Source organism: Cupriavidus sp. 05T313 (assembly GCF_056396665.1).
The window spans coordinates 16,816-33,157 of sequence record NZ_JBFTLX010000139.1 but is presented as its reverse complement, the minus strand read 5'-3'; the positions used below and the strand labels follow the sequence as shown (position 1 = coordinate 33,157).

Genomic DNA, 16,342 nt, shown 5'->3' with positions numbered 1-16,342 from the left:
CCATTGGCCACGAGCACCAGGCGGATCTGCTGGTAAGTGCCGGCCGGAAGCGGAGTCTGACCGAGAGTGGTGAGTACGCCATTTGTAAGCGATAGCAGATCAATTCGCCGTGCCGGGCTCACAGTGACGTCGACCCAGCCGGTGCCGTTGATGTCCGCGTTGGGATCTGTGTGGACCCGAACTTTGTCAACCGTGACAAAGACATGATCAAAGCCACAGGCGGGTGCATCGGTCATCGACACACTCAAGGTGCCTGCACTGTTGCTGGTGGTGCTGTTCGATGAGCCGTCGCCGCCCCCGCCGCAGGCGGCAAGAGCGAGTGCACTGCTCAATGCAAGCAGTCGCAATGGCGATGAGACGATTGTTGTCGCGTTCATGATATGTCCCCTCGTAAATCTCTTGGCGTGGCGAGCATAGTTTGGATCGCTCTGTCTCGTTGTAAAACTTTGTTAATGTCCGGCTGACGCGAGAACGAATTACAACAGGCGCCAGACAACGAAGCAATGCTATGTCTTAAACCAAATGCGCGTCCCAGAAATCGCCCTGCCAGGCACAGCCAGATTCGGCGCTTCATGGTCGCGATCGAATCGATCGAGCCGGTGAATAACCTTGATTACGATCCGGTCAGCCTGCGCCGGACGAAGACAATATGCTCGCGCAGTACGTAGAACTGGTCGGCGTAGGCGAGTGGCATCTTCATCTTGTTCACCGCCTCCTCGATCTGGTCGAGGCGCGCGGCCAGCTCCGTCTTCTCCTCGTCGGTGGGGTTCACCAGCGCGACGCGCTCGATTTCTATCAAGGCGCCGTACCAGCGATAGATGCGGGATTTGACGCGCCAGCTGTACAGCGACGGCACCAGCCGGAAGGCCGGAATCAGGATCACGATAATGGGCACCAGCACCACCAGGGCGCGGTCAAGCAGGCTCGCCAGCCAGAACGGGAGATGCCGGTAGAGGAAGCCCTTGCCCGATGCGTAGTAGCGGGTGGCATCGTCGCTCAGCGGGAACTCATGCGCGGTCGCGGAGGGAAACTGTCCGGCATTCTGCATCAGGCCGGCTTTGCCATGGACCTCGCGCGCGGCTTCGATCAGCAGGTCGGACAGCGCGGGGTGCAGGGTGTCGCGCGCCACCAGTTCCACCGTCGGGCTGATCAGACGGATGGGATGCGCCGGCAGGTTCTTGCCGAGGTCGAACACGCCGGTGGGCAGCACCAGCTTCTGCAGGTAAAGGAAGCGCCGGGTATACGCATCGGCCTGCGCGAAATCCAGCAGCCGGATTCCTGGCGTGCGGAACAGCTTGCGCATGGTCGGGCCCGTGGCGGAATCGCCGGTGAGCATGGCCACGTCGATCTCGCCGTCGACCAGCGCTTGCGCGGCGTCGTCGCCATCGTATGCGATGAGGCTGGCGCTGCCGCCAGGCTCGATGCCGTTTGCCTTGAGCAAGGCCAGGGCCAGCACGCGGGCGCCGCTGCCTTCGCGGCCGATGGCGATGCGCGACTTGCGGAAGTCGGACAGCTTGTGCATTTCCTTGCCACGGTACAGCACGGAGATCGGGGCATAGAACACGCCGCCCAGCGAAACCAGTCCATCCTTGTCCACCTCGCTGGAGATGCCGCTCTGCACCAGTGCCAGGTCGACTGCCTGCTTGCCGTCGGACAGCCGCCGCACATTGTCCAGCGAGCCCTCGGAGGCCAGCACATTCAAGGTGATGCCATTGCGCGCAAGGATCTTTGCATACTTCTCGGCCGCGTCATGGAAGGAACTGCCCTTGGGGCCTGCGCTGATGGAGATGGTATTCGGCGGCGCCGGCTGCACCAGCCAGACCGCCAGCCACAGCGCCGCCAGGCTGAATACAAGCGCGGGACCAAAGGACACGGCCAGGTCGCGCCAGGAAATCGCGACAAAACGGGCGCGCAAGCGGTGGATATCGGGGAGTGCAGTGGTTGTCTTGGGTCTTTCTGGCGTGGGGTCGGGCGTCATCGGCACGATTGCGGAAGGGTAGAGCCGCTGGATGATAGCACCCGCGCGAGGCCATATTTTTCCATGCGGGGTGGCGGGCGGCGGTGCTGCCGAGCGCGAAGTGCTGGTAACGCCCCTGCTGGGTTGTCTGCCGGTCACGTCCGGAACGTGATTCGGGCTGTCCGCTCCAGCCACTCTCCTGCATAGTGAATCCGCGTGTCAGGGCTGTGGGTTGGCCCCGCCGTCAGACCACCTCATTGCATCCATCCATTCCTCAGTGAGTAATCGCGCTCCCGGCTATCGCCCGTGCGATCGGGGGTGTACATCTGTCCGCGATCGCCGGCAGGCGCGACGCGCTGCAGACGGACAGGCCGTGGCGGYCGTTCCGGGGCATCAACAAGGGTGGCGGAACATAAATCAGGCAAGCAGTTGGTGCTGAGCAATCATCGCGCCGTCCAGGGCCGCGCGTCGCTACGCTACTGGACAAGGCGCGGAACCGGTCCGGACGGCACCGTGTTCCTAAACGCTGACACCGCCCAATTCACTGACCATGAGCCGCACGGAATCCCTGGTCCCCTTGGAGCAGCTTGCGACCAGCAGCATTTCTCCCTGCGCAAGCTGTGCGCGTTGCCGGGCGACCTTGCCTCGCTGGATGTGCCCGCCAAGCTTTCCCCCCAGCCACCACCCGGCCAGGGCGCCAAAGGCGCCGCCAGCCAGGCAGGCCAGCGCGCTGGCGAACGTACCGGCCGAGGTGCCAAAGTGCAAAGTGGCAAAGACTGCCAGCACGGCGCCGCATAAAGCGCCTGCTATTGCACACTCGTTGCGATACGTGGTTTGTCGGGTCTCGGCATTAGGCAAGCCCTGCATGGGCTGGCCGTCACGCTGGATGAACCAGGGCCCTCCGATATGCACGGGGGAAACGGGCAACTCTCGCATCCTCGATTGAATGCTTCTTGCGGCAGCGATGTCGCTGAGCCGGAAATACAGGATGCTACGCATGATGTCACCTCGCTATCGTTGCGTTGCTCGGGCCGGGAGCCGGGGGAAGAGAGCTGGCTGCGCATGATGGCGTTTGCCTTGGCTCCCCGAGGCCAGGCCCAGACTCCGGCCAGCCTTCGTTGAGCGCGCCGGCGCCGCGACGGAACCAGAATGACATCAATGTGCCGCAACGTCGGTACGGTGGCGGACACGAAAACAGGCGGCAAGCCGCCTGGCGTGCCCGGCGCGATGAGCCCGTTTTCGCCAGTCACGATGGCGCATGACGAAAAAAATGCCCTCGGCCCGAAGGCGAGGGCAAAAAGTGGTAACGCTTCAGCGCAGCTTGCTTTCGCCGCCGTCGCTGGTCGGCTGCTTGACCCTTTGTAATAGTTTGCAGCCGCGTCTACTGCCAGGCAGTTTTCTGCTCTTCGGTGATCTTTGCCACTCGCTCCGCGTTGCCCAGAATCATCAGGGTGCTGTCATCCATTAGCGACGACGGTAGAACACGCACTGCACATCAGTCCTGTGGCCGTGTGATGTATGCTTCGCGGCGTGGTGATGATCGGTTGCCGGTCTTTCTCTTGACCGCTGAACCCTGCTGTCTGGTGAATCCACAACCGCCCCGACAATAGGCGATCGCCCGGGGCAAGTCGGTACGCTAACGTGCAAGTGTGTTGGAATTTCTTTCCACCCTCGGGCGGGCGGGCCCTGGATTGAAGGGGCTTCGGAATGGGCGTCGCGCGGCTGGCTTACACTATGGCTCAGAGCGCGGTCCTGACCAGCAATTTGCCGGTCGCAAGCCCTGCAGGAGGCAGATCCTGAATTCCAGAGGGCAGACGCATGCAGAAGCAGGAAAATCCCAAGGCAAATCATCTGTTGGCGGTGCTGCCCGAAGCGGAATGGGCTCGCCTGACGCCACAACTGGTGCCAGTCGACTTGCCGCTGGGGCAGATTATCTACGAGTCGGGCGACCGGCTCGAGCATGTGTATTTTCCAACCACGTCGATTATCTCGCTGCTTTATGTGATGGAGAACGGCGCGTCCGCCGAGATCGCCATCGTCGGTAACGAAGGGATAGTCGGGATCGCCCTGTTCATGGGGGGCGAAACCACCCCAAGCCGCGCGATCGTGCAAAGCGCCGGTAGGGCCTATCGGTTGAGCAGCGTTGCGATGAAGGAAGAATTCAATCGGGCCGGCCCCATGCAGCGGCTTCTGCTGCGCTATACGCAGGCCCTGATCACGCAAATGGCGCAGACCGCCGTCTGCAACCGGCATCATTCCATTGAGCAGCAGCTTTGCCGCTGGCTGTTGCTGAGCATGGACCGCTTGCCAACCAACGAACTCCGGATGACGCAGGAACTGATCGCCAATATGCTCGGCGTGCGAAGGTCCGGGGTGACGGAGGCGGCGCTGAAACTGCAGAATGCCGGCCTGATTCGCTACCGGCACGGGCATATCGAAGTCCTTGACCGGCCAGGGCTGGAGCAGCGCGTGTGCGAGTGCTATGCCGTGGTGAAGCGGGAGTGCGATCGCCTGTTGCCCGACCTGCGGGCGATCTAGACGCTGCACGGCGGATGGCGTCCAGCCCGGGCAGGACGCTGATCGTGGGCGGACAAGCGCTGCCGCGCGACGCTCCCGATGAACTATGCTGAATACTTGCCCTGCATCGTGAAGGAGACCGACGTGCGCAAGTTCCTTTCCATTCTCGCCGCGCTTGTCCTGCTAGGCACAAGCAGCCTGGCGCTGGCCCACAATTGCCCGAACGAGATGAAGGCGATCGACGCCAAGCTGGCCACCAAGCCCGCGCTATCGCCGGAAGACGCCGCCAAGGTAGCCAAGCTGCGCGCCGACGGCGAGGCCTATCACAAGGCCGGCAAGCATGATGAGTCGATGAAGTCGCTCGGCGAGGCCAAGAAGATCCTTGGCATCTGACCGCATGCGCTGAAGGCCCGAAGCCGAACAGTGCAGGGTGGCATCGATTGCCGCCCTGCAGCGTTTTTTTGCTGGCGCCTCGGCCGGGGCCAGGACAGGGCTTAGTTCAGTGCGATTTTCCTGCCGGATCACCCAGGATGGATATCAGCTCCGGCACCGTGGGCTGCGCCCGCTCGCTGCGGCTGGCGCGCTCGTAAGTATCCCGGACTGCCTCTGCCGTTGCGCTTGCCGCGCCCAGTTCCCGCGCCATGGTCGTGTAGTAGCCCATGTCCTTGAGCGCATTGGCGATCGAAAAACGGAAGCCCGAGTCGTCCCGCGACTCGATGTAGGGGCGCAGGCGGTTCAGGATGACGCCGTCGCCGCCGCCCTTGGCGAGCACTTCCACCAGCACGGCCGGGTCCACGCCGGAGCGCTCGGCACAGGCGGCGGCTTCGGCCAGCACCGCGGAAAAGCCCAGCGATACATAGTTGTGCAGCAGCTTTAGCCGGTGGCCTGAGCCGGCCGGCCCGGCGTAGACGATGTTCTCGGCGAAGCAGGCCAGCAGTGGCCGGCATTCGTCGAACAGCGCGCGGTCGCCGCCGACGATCAGGTTGAGGCGGCCTTCGGCGGCTTCCTTTGGTGTGCGCGTCATGGGGGCATCGAGGAAGCGCCCGCCGGCCTCAGCCACCGCGGCGGCAATGCGCTCGGTGGAGGAGGGGATCGCGGTGGAGCAGTCGATCACCACGGCGCCCGGGCGCAGGCCGGCGATCACGCCATCCGGGCGGAACAGCACGTCTTCCACTTCCGGCGTGCCGGTGACACACAGGATCACGACCTCCACCGCGCGCGCCAGCGCGGCCGGGCTGGCAGCCGTGGTGGCGCCGGCAGCCAGCAGGTTGTCCAGCGGCTGGTTGCCGGGATGGTCCAGCAGCACCATCGGATGGCCGTGCCTTGCGATATTGGTGGCGATGCCATGGCCCATCATGCCGATGCCGATCATGCCGATTGTCTTCATGCTGTCTCCGTTCTTGTGCCGGGTATTGCGGCGCGCTTGCCGGGGCCGCCGGCGCAGATGTCTTTGATTTCCAGGTAGTCGCTGGCGCGGGAAGGCCTGACCGGCGGGGGCGCCAAAGCGCGCCGCAGCGCCCGGGAAGCCGCCAAGCGCGATGGCCGTGGCAGATCGTATCACCGAGTTGCCCGCAAGCCGGATCCGCAAGGGCACCTACCCCATCGATGCGCGCCTGCCCATCGAGAAATTCATGACCGAGAAATACGGCTTGAGCGGTACGGTGGTGCGCTAGGCCATGTGCCATCCAGGCGCGCGACCCTGACGGCGCGCGCAAGGCGGCCTCATGGCATAGGAAGAATACGGTAGAGCGTATCGGGCAAGCGGGCCAGGGCTTCCGGGCCGGCAATGGCCGGATAGCCGCGCAGCGCCTGGCGCGGGGCGGTCTGGGCAAAGTACTGCGCCCGACGTCGGCACGCCGGTGAGGCACCGCAGGTCGGCCAGCGACTCACCGCTGGCCGGCGGATGCGTCAGGCAGGTGGCGGCGCGAAGGCCGCGGATTGCCCTGGCTTGCGCAGCATCTTGTCTACCTCGCCCGCATGCAGTTCTTCGATCTGGATCATCTGGCGCGCGAACTCCTCCAGCGCCACCGAGCGGTCTTCCACCAGCGCCAGCAACTCGCGATACAGCTTGAGGGCGGCGTTCTCCGCCTCCAGCGATTCGCGCAGCATGGCCGCGGTATCGAAGGTATGGCTGTCGAGCAGCTTGCCGATGGCCAGCGACGGATAGGCGCCGAGCGTGGTGATCCATTCCCCGGCCTGCTGCGCATGCAGCAGCGATTCGTCGGCCTGCTCGCGCAGCCAGGAAACGATCGGGATGCGGCCAAAGCCGAACACCAGCAGCGAGTAATGGGTGTAGCGGACCACCCCGGCAAGCTCGGCTTCGAGGATCCGGTTGAGCACGCTTACCACCTTGTCTTTTTCCATTTCAGCCATGGCAGGTCCTTCCCGTCGTGTCGGCATTGCGATGCTGCGCTGCTATTGCCGGGTTGCGATCATCATGGAATCCGGCCCGCTGAGCGGCTCCACGCGCGCCTGCGCAAAACCCACCTGCCGGGCCCATGCGCAGCACTGCGCGCCGGTGTAATCGAAGCCGCCCGGCGTTTCGATCAGCATGTTCAGGCTCATCAGCAAACCGAAGGCATTTTGCCGGCGCGCATCGTCGATCATGGCGTCGTAGACAATCAGGCGCCCACCGGCCGGCAGTGCCGAGTAGCACTTCTCCAGCAGGTAAAGCTTCTGTTCGATATCCCAGTCGTGGAGGATGTGGCCCATGATCAGTACATCCGCTTGCGGGCAAGGGTCCGTGAAGAAATCGCCGGGGTAAAAGCGCAGGCGGTCCTGCAGGCCGTGCGTGGCGACATATTCCTGGAACACCGGGCCGACCGCCGGCAGGTCGAAGCCGCCGCCGCGCAGGTGCGGGTGGGCCAGTGCGATCTGCACCGGAAGCGCGCCCTGCGCGGCGCCGATGTCGACAAAGGTCTGGCATTCCGCCCACGGGAATTTGCGCGCCATGGCCTGGGCGGCGGCCAGGCTGACGCCGGTCATGGCTTGCAGGAATCCGCGCAGGCTCTGCTCGTCGCGATAGATGGCCGCGAAGAGGTCTCCCTCTTCGGCTGCCTCGCTTTGCGGGCGGCCGGAGCGCAGCGAGTCGGTGAGCGACGCCCAGCTTGGGTACAGCCGCGCATTGGCCATTTCCAGCAAGCCGCCCACGTAGGTGGGCTTGGCCTTGTCGAGGAACAGCCCGGCGTCGGGCGTGTTGCGGTAGAGATTGCCGGTCTTGCCGTCTTCGCGTTCGAGTGCGTGCAACGCCACCAGCGCGTCGAGAAAATCCACCGCGCCACGCGGATGCAGGCCAAGCACGGCGCTCAGCGCCGCCGCGTCCTGCGGTGCCTTTGCCAGTTGCGTGAACACGCCAAGCTCCACCGCGCTCAGGAGTGTCTTGGCGGCCCAGAAGCCCATGCCGAGTTGCAACAGCCGGTCCGGCGTCAGGTCCGGCACTTGCCAGGGGCTGGCGGCAGTTGCGTCGCGGGCGGCATCTTTTCCGTTCTGCATAAGTCACCTCATCACCGCCACCGGCTGACATCCGGGCGCCTGGGCGTGGGGAAGGATGCTGGTAACTCTAGATGTCGGAAGAGGCGAAATCCAGCGATTCCGGCGGCCGGCGGCGATCAGGCAGGTGTGCAGGCCCCGGGTCCAGCGCTTGCCGATGCGTGCCGCGCCGGGGCAGGCAGGCGCGGCGCACAGCAGGACGGGGAGAGCACCAGTGCACGCCAGTGCGCCCCATCGCTTGCGGTGCCGCCCGTACCCTGCGGATCATATTGTTCGGGAACTCCACCACGTACACATTGCCGTTCGCGTCGACCGCGACACCTAGCGGTGAATTGAAGGCCGCGGTGGCACCGGGACCATCGACCGAACCCGCGACTCCCGGGGAACCTGCCAGCGTCGTCACCACCCCCGCGGGCGTGACAAGGCGGATCGTGTTGCTTCCGAACTCGGCAACGTAGACATTGCCGGCAGCATCGACCGCCACAGAGTACGGACTGGAGAACGAGGCGGCAGTCCCAGTGCCATCGGCCGAGCCCGGCATTGTGCTTCCGGCCAGCGTCGACGCAACGTGATTACCGCGAACCAGGCCGCGCAAACCGGCAAGCCCGCCGCTCGGCGGCATCCGCCACCGCACGAAGCGCAATGTCAGCGCGAAGCCCTGGCGCGTGACGGCCGGCTGCGGATGGCTTCTTCAAGCGTATCGGCAAGCGCGCGCGTCCGGCGTTCCGCCAGTTGTTGAGCGGTGGCTTCTCCCGCCTGCGCGGGCTGTGCCGACAACGCCGGCAGCGTGCCGGTGCCCGCCTCGTTCGAGATATTTGCGCGTCGGGCTGCAGCGATATCTGCGTTCGGATTCTGGAACATAAGCGTCAGGGTCAAAGGCGGGTATTACGGTATTGCGGTATAGGCAGATCCGCATGTAGCGGGCTGGCCGCATTGTGCACCCGCGCGACGCGCGAACGATCCCCCGTGTCGGGGTAATCGCGAAAGACTATTGATTTGGCCTTAGTGTGCTAAGGGGCACTTCTTGTGCCCCCGCAAGGCCTCGCCATTGGCGGCTCGGCGCGCTCAGTCCGTGGAGCGGGGCAGAAAGCGCCAACCCGCGGGTTCCAGCGCGAAAGCGAATCCGGTGACGCGCTTTTCCGGTGCGCCGCCAACCGAAATCATGGCGTCGCAGCCAAGATTGCCGCTGTCGCGGCTCAGGCCGCAGTGGTTCAGTTGCTTGACCACCAGCGATTCGGCCATCGAAGTCAGTTCCGCGGCATGCTCGCCGGCCGGATTCTTCTTCAGTTCCGCACGGGCGAATTCGCGCATCGCGGCGGTGGCCTGGGCGGCATCGGGCCCGTTCACGTCGGGCGTTTCACGCCGCACCAGCACCCACGGCTCGGGGTTGTCGCGAAAGGCCAGTGCGCGATAGCCGTCGCGCAGGCCGGCCTGGACGCCTACGATGCAAACGATCTCGCCGGCGCTGGCCGGCAGGCAGCCCTTGACCGCATGGGCCTTGATCGAGGCGACCAGCGAGGCCACAACCGGTGAGCGGGCGCGTTCGGCGGCGGCCGGATCGGTCTGTTCCAGATGCTTGATACGCTCGGCTTCGAACTGCTGGATGGCGGCGGTGACCTGGGCCGGCGTGGGGGCCGCCGGGGTTGCCAGCGCGCTAGCGCATGCCAGGGAGAGCGACAGCGACGCGAATAGGGTGAGGCGCATGAACAGGAGGAGAGGGCCTTGATTGAGAAGGCCGCGAGTTTAGCATCTGGGTTGCTGGCATGAGCAGCAAGGGGCGCTTGGATCCGCCTTCCGCCGTTGGTGCCGGACTTCGCGCCCTGTCCGCGCATGAAAAAACCCGCCGGGTGGCGGGCGGGGAGGCCTTTGCGAGCCTTCCGTGTTGCGAGGGCGCTAACCAGTCTTCTTCTGGTGATGGACGATGCGGTCCCACCAGTAGTGGAAGGGATGGGCGTGTTCCGGATAGAGCAGGGATTTGTGGAAAAAGCCGGCGCGAATAATGAAAGCGTAGAGCAGGACGATTGCCCCGAGGAAGAGCATATAGGTTGTCATGGCGGCTCCTTTGAGGTGGCCATGATTCATTGTAGGCCTGTCGGGTTTGACGAGTGGCGGCGAACGCATCAATGGCCGACCCGGCGTGCGCCCTGCGGCCGCGGGCCGCAGGCGCGCAAGCAAGCGGTAAGAATTTCAAGCAGGCGGTGCGTCATCCACACGAAGGGTGTCGGCATCGCCGGTCAGGGCATGCACGAGCCGCACCACTTCGTCGGGGTGGCAGGGCTTGGGGCAGTAGCGCACCGTGGCATTGGCAATCGCGGGTTCCGGCCTTGCGCCGGTCGAGATCACGACAGGCGTAGCACTGAGCGCTTGCTCGCCCAGCAGCAGATGGCACAACAGCGCGCCGTCGGCGTGCGGCATGACCCAGTCGGTCACCACCACGCTGGGATGCACGCGTTGCGCGAGGGCAAAGGCGCTGAGCCCGTCGGACGCCCTTTCCACGGCATAGCCTTCTTGCTCAAGCGCGCAGGCCAGGGCGTCCGCTACGCCAGGTTCGTCGTCAACTACGAGAATGGTATGTACGCGACTCTGCACGGGATCTGCCTATGATGGAGGCGGGCTTCGAGCCTGAAGCGCGCACAGGTGATCCGGATGCACGCAAGGGCCGGGCCAGAAGGAATATAAAGGGGGCCGCGCCTGCATGGCCGTGCTGGTGCGTTCTCGCCATCGAGCGCGTCTGCGCCTGTGGCGTCCGCGGCATCCATGTTGCACGCCGCAGCGGACTCATCGGCGGCGTGCCTGCCATCCTGCTCACCCACGGCTCCAGGGGCCGGGAACTGCCTATGCCACTCATCGAAAGCGATATCCCAGCCCGCCTGGACCGCCTGCCGTGGTCGCGCTGGCACTGGCGGGTGGCGATCGCGCTAGGGGTGGCGTGGGTGCTGGACGGGCTGGAAGTCACGCTGGTGGGCTCGCTGGGCGGCGTGCTGGAGCGCCCGGACGGGCTGGGGCTGGATGCGTCGCAGGTGGGATGGCTTGGATCTCTGTATGTGGGCGGGGCGGTCCTGGGCGCGCTGGTGTTCGGCCGGCTCGCCGATCGCCTGGGCCGCAAGACGTTGTTCCTGGTGACGCTTGCCGTGTACATGGCCGCGACCCTGGCCACCGCTTTCTCTACCGGTTTTGTCTTCTTCGCGGTGTGCCGTTTCCTGACGGGCGTTGGCATAGGCGGAGAGTACGCGGCCATCAACTCGGCGATCGACGAACTGATCCCGGCCCGCCTGCGCGGACGAGTCAATCTTGCCATCAACGGCAGCTTCTGGGTTGGCGCGGCGCTCGGTGCGGGGCTGAGCCTGATCTTGCTGGACCCGCGCGTGCTGGGCCCGGCGCTGGGCTGGCGTGCCGCGTTCCTGCTCGGCGCGGTGCTGGCGGTGGCCATCCTGATGGTGCGCCGGGATGTGCCGGAAAGCCCGCGCTGGCTGCTTTCGCACGGGCGTGGCGAGGAAGCCGGCCATATCCTCACCGCGATCGAGGCGCAGGTGACCGCGCAGTACGGGACGCTGCCACCGGCAACCGGCACGGTTACGTTTTCCCGGTGCGGCGCGGCGACCCTTGGCGAGGTTGCGCATGTGCTGTTAAAGCGCTACCGGCTGCGCAGCGCGGTGGCCCTGGCGCTGATGATTTCGCAGGCGTTTTTCTATAACGCCATCTTCTTCACCTATGCATTGGTACTGACGCGGTTTCACGGCGTGCCTGACAACCGCGTAGGGTTGTACATCTTCCCCTTCGCGCTGGGCAACGTGCTCGGTCCGCTGCTGTTGGGGCCGCTGTTCGATCACGTGGGACGGCGCCGCATGATCGGGCTTACCTATGTGCTGTCAGGCGTGGGCCTGGGGTTGACCGGATGGGCCTTCGTGCAGGGCTGGCTCGATGCGCGCAGCCAGGCGCTGTGCTGGTCGGCCGTGTTTTTCCTGGCGTCCGCCGCGGCCAGTTCTGCCTACCTGACGGTTAGCGAGGTCTTTCCGCTGGAGACGCGCGCGCTGGCCATTTCCGTCTTCTATGCTGTGGGGACGGGCAGCGGGGGGTTTATCGGGCCTTTGCTGTTCGGCGCACTGATCGAAACCGGCAGTCGCGCGGCGGTGGCCGGCGGCTATGGCATTGGTGCGGCGATGGTGATTGGCGCGGGCCTGTTCGCCTTGCGCTATGCCGTCAGCGCGGAAAAGCGGCCACTGGAGGACATAGCGCCACCGCTGTCGGCGCGCAAACAGTGAATGCCGCCAGCGCGAACGCCGCATCCTTGCGTGTTTTGTAAGGCCGGCATGTAAGGCGTGCATTGAATCGGGGAGATTCGCGCTGGTCCCGGCCACGCGGCGTGGCACGGTTTGCGCGCCATGCTGCATGCCTGCCATGGCCTCGGGCGGGCGCTTGTCGGATATTGTCGGACTGGCACGTGTCTCGCTTGAACAAGGCAGGCGTCCAGCTTTGCACAACAGGCTGTCCCATGTTCAACCCAGCGCCTCAGGGCGTCCAAGGAGATATTCATGAAACATCATCTTGCCAGGAACCTGCTGCTGGCCAGCGCCGCTGTCGTGGCTTTCTCGGCCCAGGCGCAACCCGCGCCCGGCGCGCGCGACCCGTACAGCCAGGGTGCGGCGACGAATACCGGGACCGGCCTCACCGATCCCTATGCGGGCGGTGCGCGCAGCCCCGACAAGTTCGATTCCTACACGCAAGGCGCAAACCAATCGACGCGCCAGGATTTCGCCGTGGCGCAACCGGAGCCCGAAGTAGGTTCAGCCGCCTATATGGACCGGTCGCGCTGGCTCGGCCCGAGCCTCGGTACGCGCCTCGGCATGCGCAGCCCCTTCCTGGATGGCGCCTGAACGCCAGGTTGATTCCCTTGGCGCTCGCGGTGCGCGCCAGCGTGTCCTGGCTGGCATGAGAACCGCTTGCAGGGCGGGCGCGGGGGTGGCGCTCGCCTCGCTGTCCCCTTTCGCGGGAGTGTTTCACGTTGTCTAGGATGCCGAGACCGTATCCTTCCGGCGGAATGCTGCCTGCGCGGTGGCGATCAGCCTGCCCTGGCTATCCGTGATCTCGGCGTTGGAGAAGAACACCCGCCGCCCGCCGCCCACGCGCCTGCCCACCACTAGCAGCGGTTCCACGTGCGCGGAGGAGACATAGTTGACGTTCAGCGAGATGGTCGTGGCGGCGCGGCGCACGCCGTTCTCCGGGAACAAGCCGGCGTAGCCCCCCGCCGCGTCCAGCAGCGTGGCCAGGATGCCGCCTTGTACCACGCCCGTATTGTTGACGTGCGCGGCCTGCGGCACCAGCGACATCCGTACCAGGTCCGGCTGCCACGCTTCGATGACGACATCCAGGGATTCGAGAAAGGGATTTTCCAGCGCGTAGGGCTGGCTTGCGGGGGTGTTGTCAGGCATGGCTACCGGGCCGGTGGCGATAAGTTGGAATGGCCGTAATGATAGCCCCGCATTCGTGGCTGGCATCCTTCACGGGTTCTTCGTATCATCGAAAGGCTAGGTTCGCTGCTCCGGAGTGAAGGGGAAGTAGAAACAGCGTTGCATACCCTCACCCCTAAGCTAAGGAGACCGCGATGCGCAGGTATCCACAGTCCCTGGCCAGCATGCTGAGCGTGGCGCTCGCCGTGGCCGGGGCGCTTGGCCCGCCCGCAGTGGCGCAGGCCGCGCCCACCGCCGATGCCAGGATCGTCGTCGAGGCCACCAACGGCCAGCTCAAGGCGCTCAAGGGCAAGGTCTTCGACAAGGCCTGCAATGAATCCGTGGATTACGACGCCACCGTGATCGACCTGAACGGCGACGGCCAGCCGGAGGTGTTCACCAACCTCTACGGCACTTGCGTGGGCGGCATGGCCGGGGTCTTCATGCAGTTGTACATCAAGGATGCCAACGGACAGTGGAAGCCGCAGTTCGGCTTTCCGGGGCAGCCGGAGGCGTTGAAGTCGAAGAACCTCGGCTTTCCCGACATCGCGGTGGGCGGTCCGGGCACCTGCTTTCCGGTCTGGCGCTGGAACGGCAAGGAGTATGCGCCGTACRAGAAATGCCGGTAGCCATGGCTCAGGCCGCCACGCTCAGGACTAGTAGCCCGCAGCCCAGCGCCCCCGTCCACAGGGCCGCGCGTACGGCGATTGCAGGCGCGTAGGAAAGCAGCAACACCAGCAGCAGCGCGCCGAGCGTCAGCGTGCCGAGCCAGGAGACGGTGCCCATCGGCCAGCCTTCGTGCCGCACGCAAGCCGCCAGGGCGAGGGCCAGCGCGGCCCAGCCCAGCCCATGCAGCCGCAGCCGCTCCGATGCGCCAGGGGAACTGCCGCGGCCATGGTGATCGGCATAGTGGCGGTCAAGCGTCTGGCTGAGCGCCGCGAAGCCGCTATAGGTCAAGGCTAGCGCGGTGAAAAAGCCAAGGCTGGCGTTCATGCCACCCCCTTCGCGTCGCCGCCCTGCAGACCCGCGTCATCGGCTCGCGCCGCGCGCCGCGCGGGCGTGCGCGCCTTCGAGCGGCGGCCCAGCATATACGCTGCCGCGGCCAGCGCGATGCCCAGCGCCAGTACCGTCAGGTCGAAGCCCGCCACGGCCGCGGGCCCCTGGCCTTGCAGCAGCGTCACGCCCAGGTGGGTATCGGTGGTGGCGGCGTTGAGCACCGGTATGGCGGCGAGCATCAGCGCGCCGCCCCACAGTTGCGCACGCCACATTCCGCGCGTTGGCCGTAACTGTGCCAGCACGGCGGCCGCGGCCCAGGCGATGAAGAAGGCATGGATCTCAGCGTCGGGGCGCTGCGCCATCGACACCGGYAGCAGCCGGTTGGCCCAGAAATAGGCGGCGAATGCGATCGGCAGGCCGGCGATGGCACCAATGTTGAGTGCATCCACCAGCCGCAGGCCGAAGCTTGGGCGCGCGCCCGCGGCCAGCGCCCTGGCCTGGCCCTGGCGCGTCTTCACGCCCCATAGCAGCGCGCCCGTGGCGACCATGGCGCAACCCGCCAGGCCGCTCAGGAAGAACAGCGCGCGTAGCAGGGGGCCGGCGAAGTGCGCCTCGTGCAGGCCCACCATCACGCCGCGGGTCTGGCTGGCGGCCGCGGGCGTATCGCCTACGGTTGCGACAAGGGCGCCCGTGACGCCATCGAAGCGCATCGACGGTTCGTCGGAGGACAGTGATTTGCCCGCGCCGCGCGACACCCTGATGGCGGCATTTGTGTCGCCGGGCAGCGTGATGTCGATCCTGCCGGGCTGCGCGCCATCCCAGTGGCGCGCGGCTCGCTCGACCAGCGGCGCGACCGGTGCCAGCGGGGCCGCCTGTCCGCTCGGCTTTGCCTGGGGCGCGCGTCCGAAGGCATCGTTGAAGAAGGCCTGCTGGTTGCCCTGGTATGCCGTCTGGATGCCCCACGGCATGTACATGAACATCAGCGTCACCAGGCCGGTGTAGGTGATCATCAGGTGGAAGGGCAGGGCCAGCACGGCCGTGGCATTGTGCGCGTCGAGCCAGGAGCGCTGGCCCTTGCGCGGCCGGAAGGTGAAGAAGTCCTGGAAGATGCGCCGGTGCGTGATGACGCCGCTGAGGATGGCGACCAGCATGAACATGGCGCAGAAGCCGACGATCCAGCGCGCCCAGATCGCCTGCATGAAATACAGGTCGAAGTGCAGGCGATAAAGGAACTCGCCGCCGCGCGTGTCGCGCACCTGTTGCAGGAAGGCGCCGGTGGCGGGGTCCAGCGTGCGGCTCTCGAAGCGTCCGCGGCCGCCCGCGATGCCGGAGGCCGCGGCGCCGGGCGGACGCATCCAGCGCACCTGCACCACGGGGTTGCGCTCGTCCGGCAGGTCGATGAGCCAGCGCGGCGAATCGGCTGCGTTGTGCTGCAGGAATGCCACCGCGCGGCTCGCCGCTTCGGCGCTGGACACTGGCGTGGCCGCCGGGCGATGCAGCTCAGGCTTCATCCACAGCGTGATCTCGTCCTTGAAATAACTCGCTGTGCCGGCGCAGAACACCAGCAGCAGGACCCAGCACACCAGCAGCCCGGACCAGCTGTGCAGCCATGCCATCGACTGACGCAAACCGGCCTTCACGATGCGCTCCGCAAGGCAGCCAGCAGCGCGCCAAACACGATCGCGGGCACGGCCACGCCGGTCCATGCACGCAACGCGCTGCCGGCGGCGAACACCCATAGCACCGCGCACGCGTACAGCGAGAACGACAGCAGCGTGGCGGTCATCACCGCCTCGGCGGGCGGCAGCGGCAGCAGCACGGCCAGCAGGCCGGTGGCTACGGACGCCAGTACGTAACCGCCCCCGATGGCGGCCACCACGCGCGAGACAACGCTCAGGCGATAGCGGCCGGTCTGGCTCAGCCCCATGTCGGCCCC

The 16,342-nt window shown here is 65.9% G+C and carries 22 protein-coding genes; 7 read left to right on the top strand and 15 right to left on the bottom strand.

All coding sequences use genetic code 11. The features are described from left to right. The 3 genes from AC1DKD_RS26060 to AC1DKD_RS26050 all read right to left on the bottom strand — a co-directional run. Window positions 1–377: DUF4382 domain-containing protein (locus tag AC1DKD_RS26060; RefSeq protein WP_477143868.1), on the bottom strand; the 377-nt coding region annotated here is incomplete at its 3' end. 236 nt (window positions 378–613) lie between these two features. Next, the gene (locus tag AC1DKD_RS26055) at window positions 614–1,978 is read right to left on the bottom strand and encodes a TAXI family TRAP transporter solute-binding subunit (RefSeq protein ID WP_441626716.1); all 1,365 of its coding nucleotides are present in this window, start codon (window positions 1,976–1,978) and stop codon (window positions 614–616) included. A 498-nt stretch (window positions 1,979–2,476) separates the two neighbouring features. After that, a complete protein-coding gene (locus tag AC1DKD_RS26050; protein ID WP_441626714.1) occupies window positions 2,477–2,956 on the bottom strand; it encodes a hypothetical protein in 480 nt (159 codons plus the stop codon). Between the two features lie 150 nt (window positions 2,957–3,106). On the opposite strand from AC1DKD_RS26050, the gene AC1DKD_RS26045 reads away from it, so the two are divergent. The 3 genes from AC1DKD_RS26045 (at window position 3,107) to AC1DKD_RS26035 (ending at window position 4,867) form a co-directional block, all read left to right on the top strand. Continuing rightward, complete coding sequence (locus tag AC1DKD_RS26045; RefSeq protein WP_441626712.1) at window positions 3,107–3,322, top strand: hypothetical protein; 216 nt, start codon at window positions 3,107–3,109, stop codon at window positions 3,320–3,322. 453 nt (window positions 3,323–3,775) lie between these two features. Next, window positions 3,776–4,495: a Crp/Fnr family transcriptional regulator gene (locus AC1DKD_RS26040; RefSeq protein WP_441626708.1), complete on the top strand. Its 720-nt coding sequence runs from the start codon at window positions 3,776–3,778 to the stop codon at window positions 4,493–4,495. Window positions 4,496–4,573: 78 nt separating this feature from the next. After that, the gene (locus AC1DKD_RS26035; RefSeq protein WP_441626706.1) at window positions 4,574–4,867 is read left to right on the top strand and encodes a hypothetical protein; all 294 of its coding nucleotides are present in this window, start codon (window positions 4,574–4,576) and stop codon (window positions 4,865–4,867) included. Between the two features lie 106 nt (window positions 4,868–4,973). Here the strand turns inward: AC1DKD_RS26035 and AC1DKD_RS26030 are convergent, their stop codons facing one another. Continuing rightward, window positions 4,974–5,861, bottom strand: a complete 888-nt coding sequence (locus tag AC1DKD_RS26030; protein ID WP_477111500.1) for an NAD(P)-dependent oxidoreductase — start codon at window positions 5,859–5,861, stop codon at window positions 4,974–4,976. A 157-nt stretch (window positions 5,862–6,018) separates the two neighbouring features. Between AC1DKD_RS26030 and AC1DKD_RS26025 the strand changes: the two genes are divergently transcribed. Next, window positions 6,019–6,147: a hypothetical protein gene (locus AC1DKD_RS26025; protein ID WP_441626702.1), complete on the top strand. Its 129-nt coding sequence runs from the start codon at window positions 6,019–6,021 to the stop codon at window positions 6,145–6,147. 235 nt (window positions 6,148–6,382) lie between these two features. Here the strand turns inward: AC1DKD_RS26025 and AC1DKD_RS26020 are convergent, their stop codons facing one another. The 7 genes from AC1DKD_RS26020 to AC1DKD_RS25990 all read right to left on the bottom strand — a co-directional run bounded on the left by AC1DKD_RS26020 (window position 6,383) and on the right by AC1DKD_RS25990 (window position 10,552). After that, window positions 6,383–6,847, bottom strand: a complete 465-nt coding sequence (locus AC1DKD_RS26020) for a ferritin-like domain-containing protein (RefSeq protein WP_035873659.1) — start codon at window positions 6,845–6,847, stop codon at window positions 6,383–6,385. 42 nt (window positions 6,848–6,889) lie between these two features. Beyond that, entirely contained in the window at window positions 6,890–7,966 is a 1,077-nt protein-coding gene (locus AC1DKD_RS26015; protein WP_477102957.1) for a methyltransferase, read from the bottom strand. Between the two features lie 67 nt (window positions 7,967–8,033). Continuing rightward, window positions 8,034–8,504, bottom strand: a complete 471-nt coding sequence (locus AC1DKD_RS26010; protein ID WP_441626698.1) for an NHL repeat-containing protein — start codon at window positions 8,502–8,504, stop codon at window positions 8,034–8,036. 104 nt (window positions 8,505–8,608) lie between these two features. Then, window positions 8,609–8,839 (bottom strand): hypothetical protein, encoded by a 231-nt coding sequence (locus AC1DKD_RS26005; RefSeq protein WP_441626696.1) that lies wholly within the window; start codon window positions 8,837–8,839, stop codon window positions 8,609–8,611. A gap of 189 nt (window positions 8,840–9,028) precedes the next feature. Continuing rightward, complete coding sequence (locus AC1DKD_RS26000; RefSeq protein WP_441626694.1) at window positions 9,029–9,667, bottom strand: hypothetical protein; 639 nt, start codon at window positions 9,665–9,667, stop codon at window positions 9,029–9,031. Window positions 9,668–9,856: 189 nt separating this feature from the next. Then, window positions 9,857–10,015 (bottom strand): hypothetical protein, encoded by a 159-nt coding sequence (locus tag AC1DKD_RS25995; RefSeq protein WP_160172310.1) that lies wholly within the window; start codon window positions 10,013–10,015, stop codon window positions 9,857–9,859. 135 nt (window positions 10,016–10,150) lie between these two features. Next, the gene (locus AC1DKD_RS25990) at window positions 10,151–10,552 is read right to left on the bottom strand and encodes a response regulator (RefSeq protein WP_441626692.1); all 402 of its coding nucleotides are present in this window, start codon (window positions 10,550–10,552) and stop codon (window positions 10,151–10,153) included. 248 nt (window positions 10,553–10,800) lie between these two features. Between AC1DKD_RS25990 and AC1DKD_RS25985 the strand changes: the two genes are divergently transcribed. Both AC1DKD_RS25985 and AC1DKD_RS25980 read left to right on the top strand, forming a co-directional pair. After that, window positions 10,801–12,225, top strand: a complete 1,425-nt coding sequence (locus AC1DKD_RS25985; RefSeq protein ID WP_441626690.1) for an MFS transporter — start codon at window positions 10,801–10,803, stop codon at window positions 12,223–12,225. A 270-nt stretch (window positions 12,226–12,495) separates the two neighbouring features. Next, complete coding sequence (locus AC1DKD_RS25980; protein WP_441626688.1) at window positions 12,496–12,837, top strand: endonuclease; 342 nt, start codon at window positions 12,496–12,498, stop codon at window positions 12,835–12,837. Between the two features lie 132 nt (window positions 12,838–12,969). Here AC1DKD_RS25980 and AC1DKD_RS25975 read toward each other — a convergent pair whose 3' ends face one another. Next, window positions 12,970–13,392: a PaaI family thioesterase gene (locus AC1DKD_RS25975; protein WP_441626686.1), complete on the bottom strand. Its 423-nt coding sequence runs from the start codon at window positions 13,390–13,392 to the stop codon at window positions 12,970–12,972. Window positions 13,393–13,565: 173 nt separating this feature from the next. Here AC1DKD_RS25975 and AC1DKD_RS25970 point away from each other — a divergent pair, with 173 nt between their 5' ends. After that, entirely contained in the window at window positions 13,566–14,039 is a 474-nt protein-coding gene (locus tag AC1DKD_RS25970; protein ID WP_477143867.1) for a hypothetical protein, read from the top strand. 7 nt (window positions 14,040–14,046) lie between these two features. Here the strand turns inward: AC1DKD_RS25970 and AC1DKD_RS25965 are convergent, their stop codons facing one another. The 3 genes from AC1DKD_RS25965 to AC1DKD_RS25955 are packed head-to-tail and all read right to left on the bottom strand — an operon-like array spanning window position 14,047 to window position 16,333. Beyond that, a complete protein-coding gene (locus tag AC1DKD_RS25965) occupies window positions 14,047–14,403 on the bottom strand; it encodes a DUF3325 domain-containing protein (RefSeq protein WP_441626682.1) in 357 nt (118 codons plus the stop codon). Further along, window positions 14,400–16,046, bottom strand: coding sequence for a PepSY-associated TM helix domain-containing protein (locus AC1DKD_RS25960; RefSeq protein WP_441626680.1), 1,647 nt, complete (start codon window positions 16,044–16,046; stop codon window positions 14,400–14,402). The genes AC1DKD_RS25965 and AC1DKD_RS25960 overlap by 4 nt, the downstream gene beginning before the upstream one ends. Beyond that, entirely contained in the window at window positions 16,043–16,333 is a 291-nt protein-coding gene (locus tag AC1DKD_RS25955; RefSeq protein ID WP_276289088.1) for a DUF3649 domain-containing protein, read from the bottom strand. The genes AC1DKD_RS25960 and AC1DKD_RS25955 overlap by 4 nt, the downstream gene beginning before the upstream one ends. Window positions 16,334–16,342 lie beyond the last annotated feature (9 nt).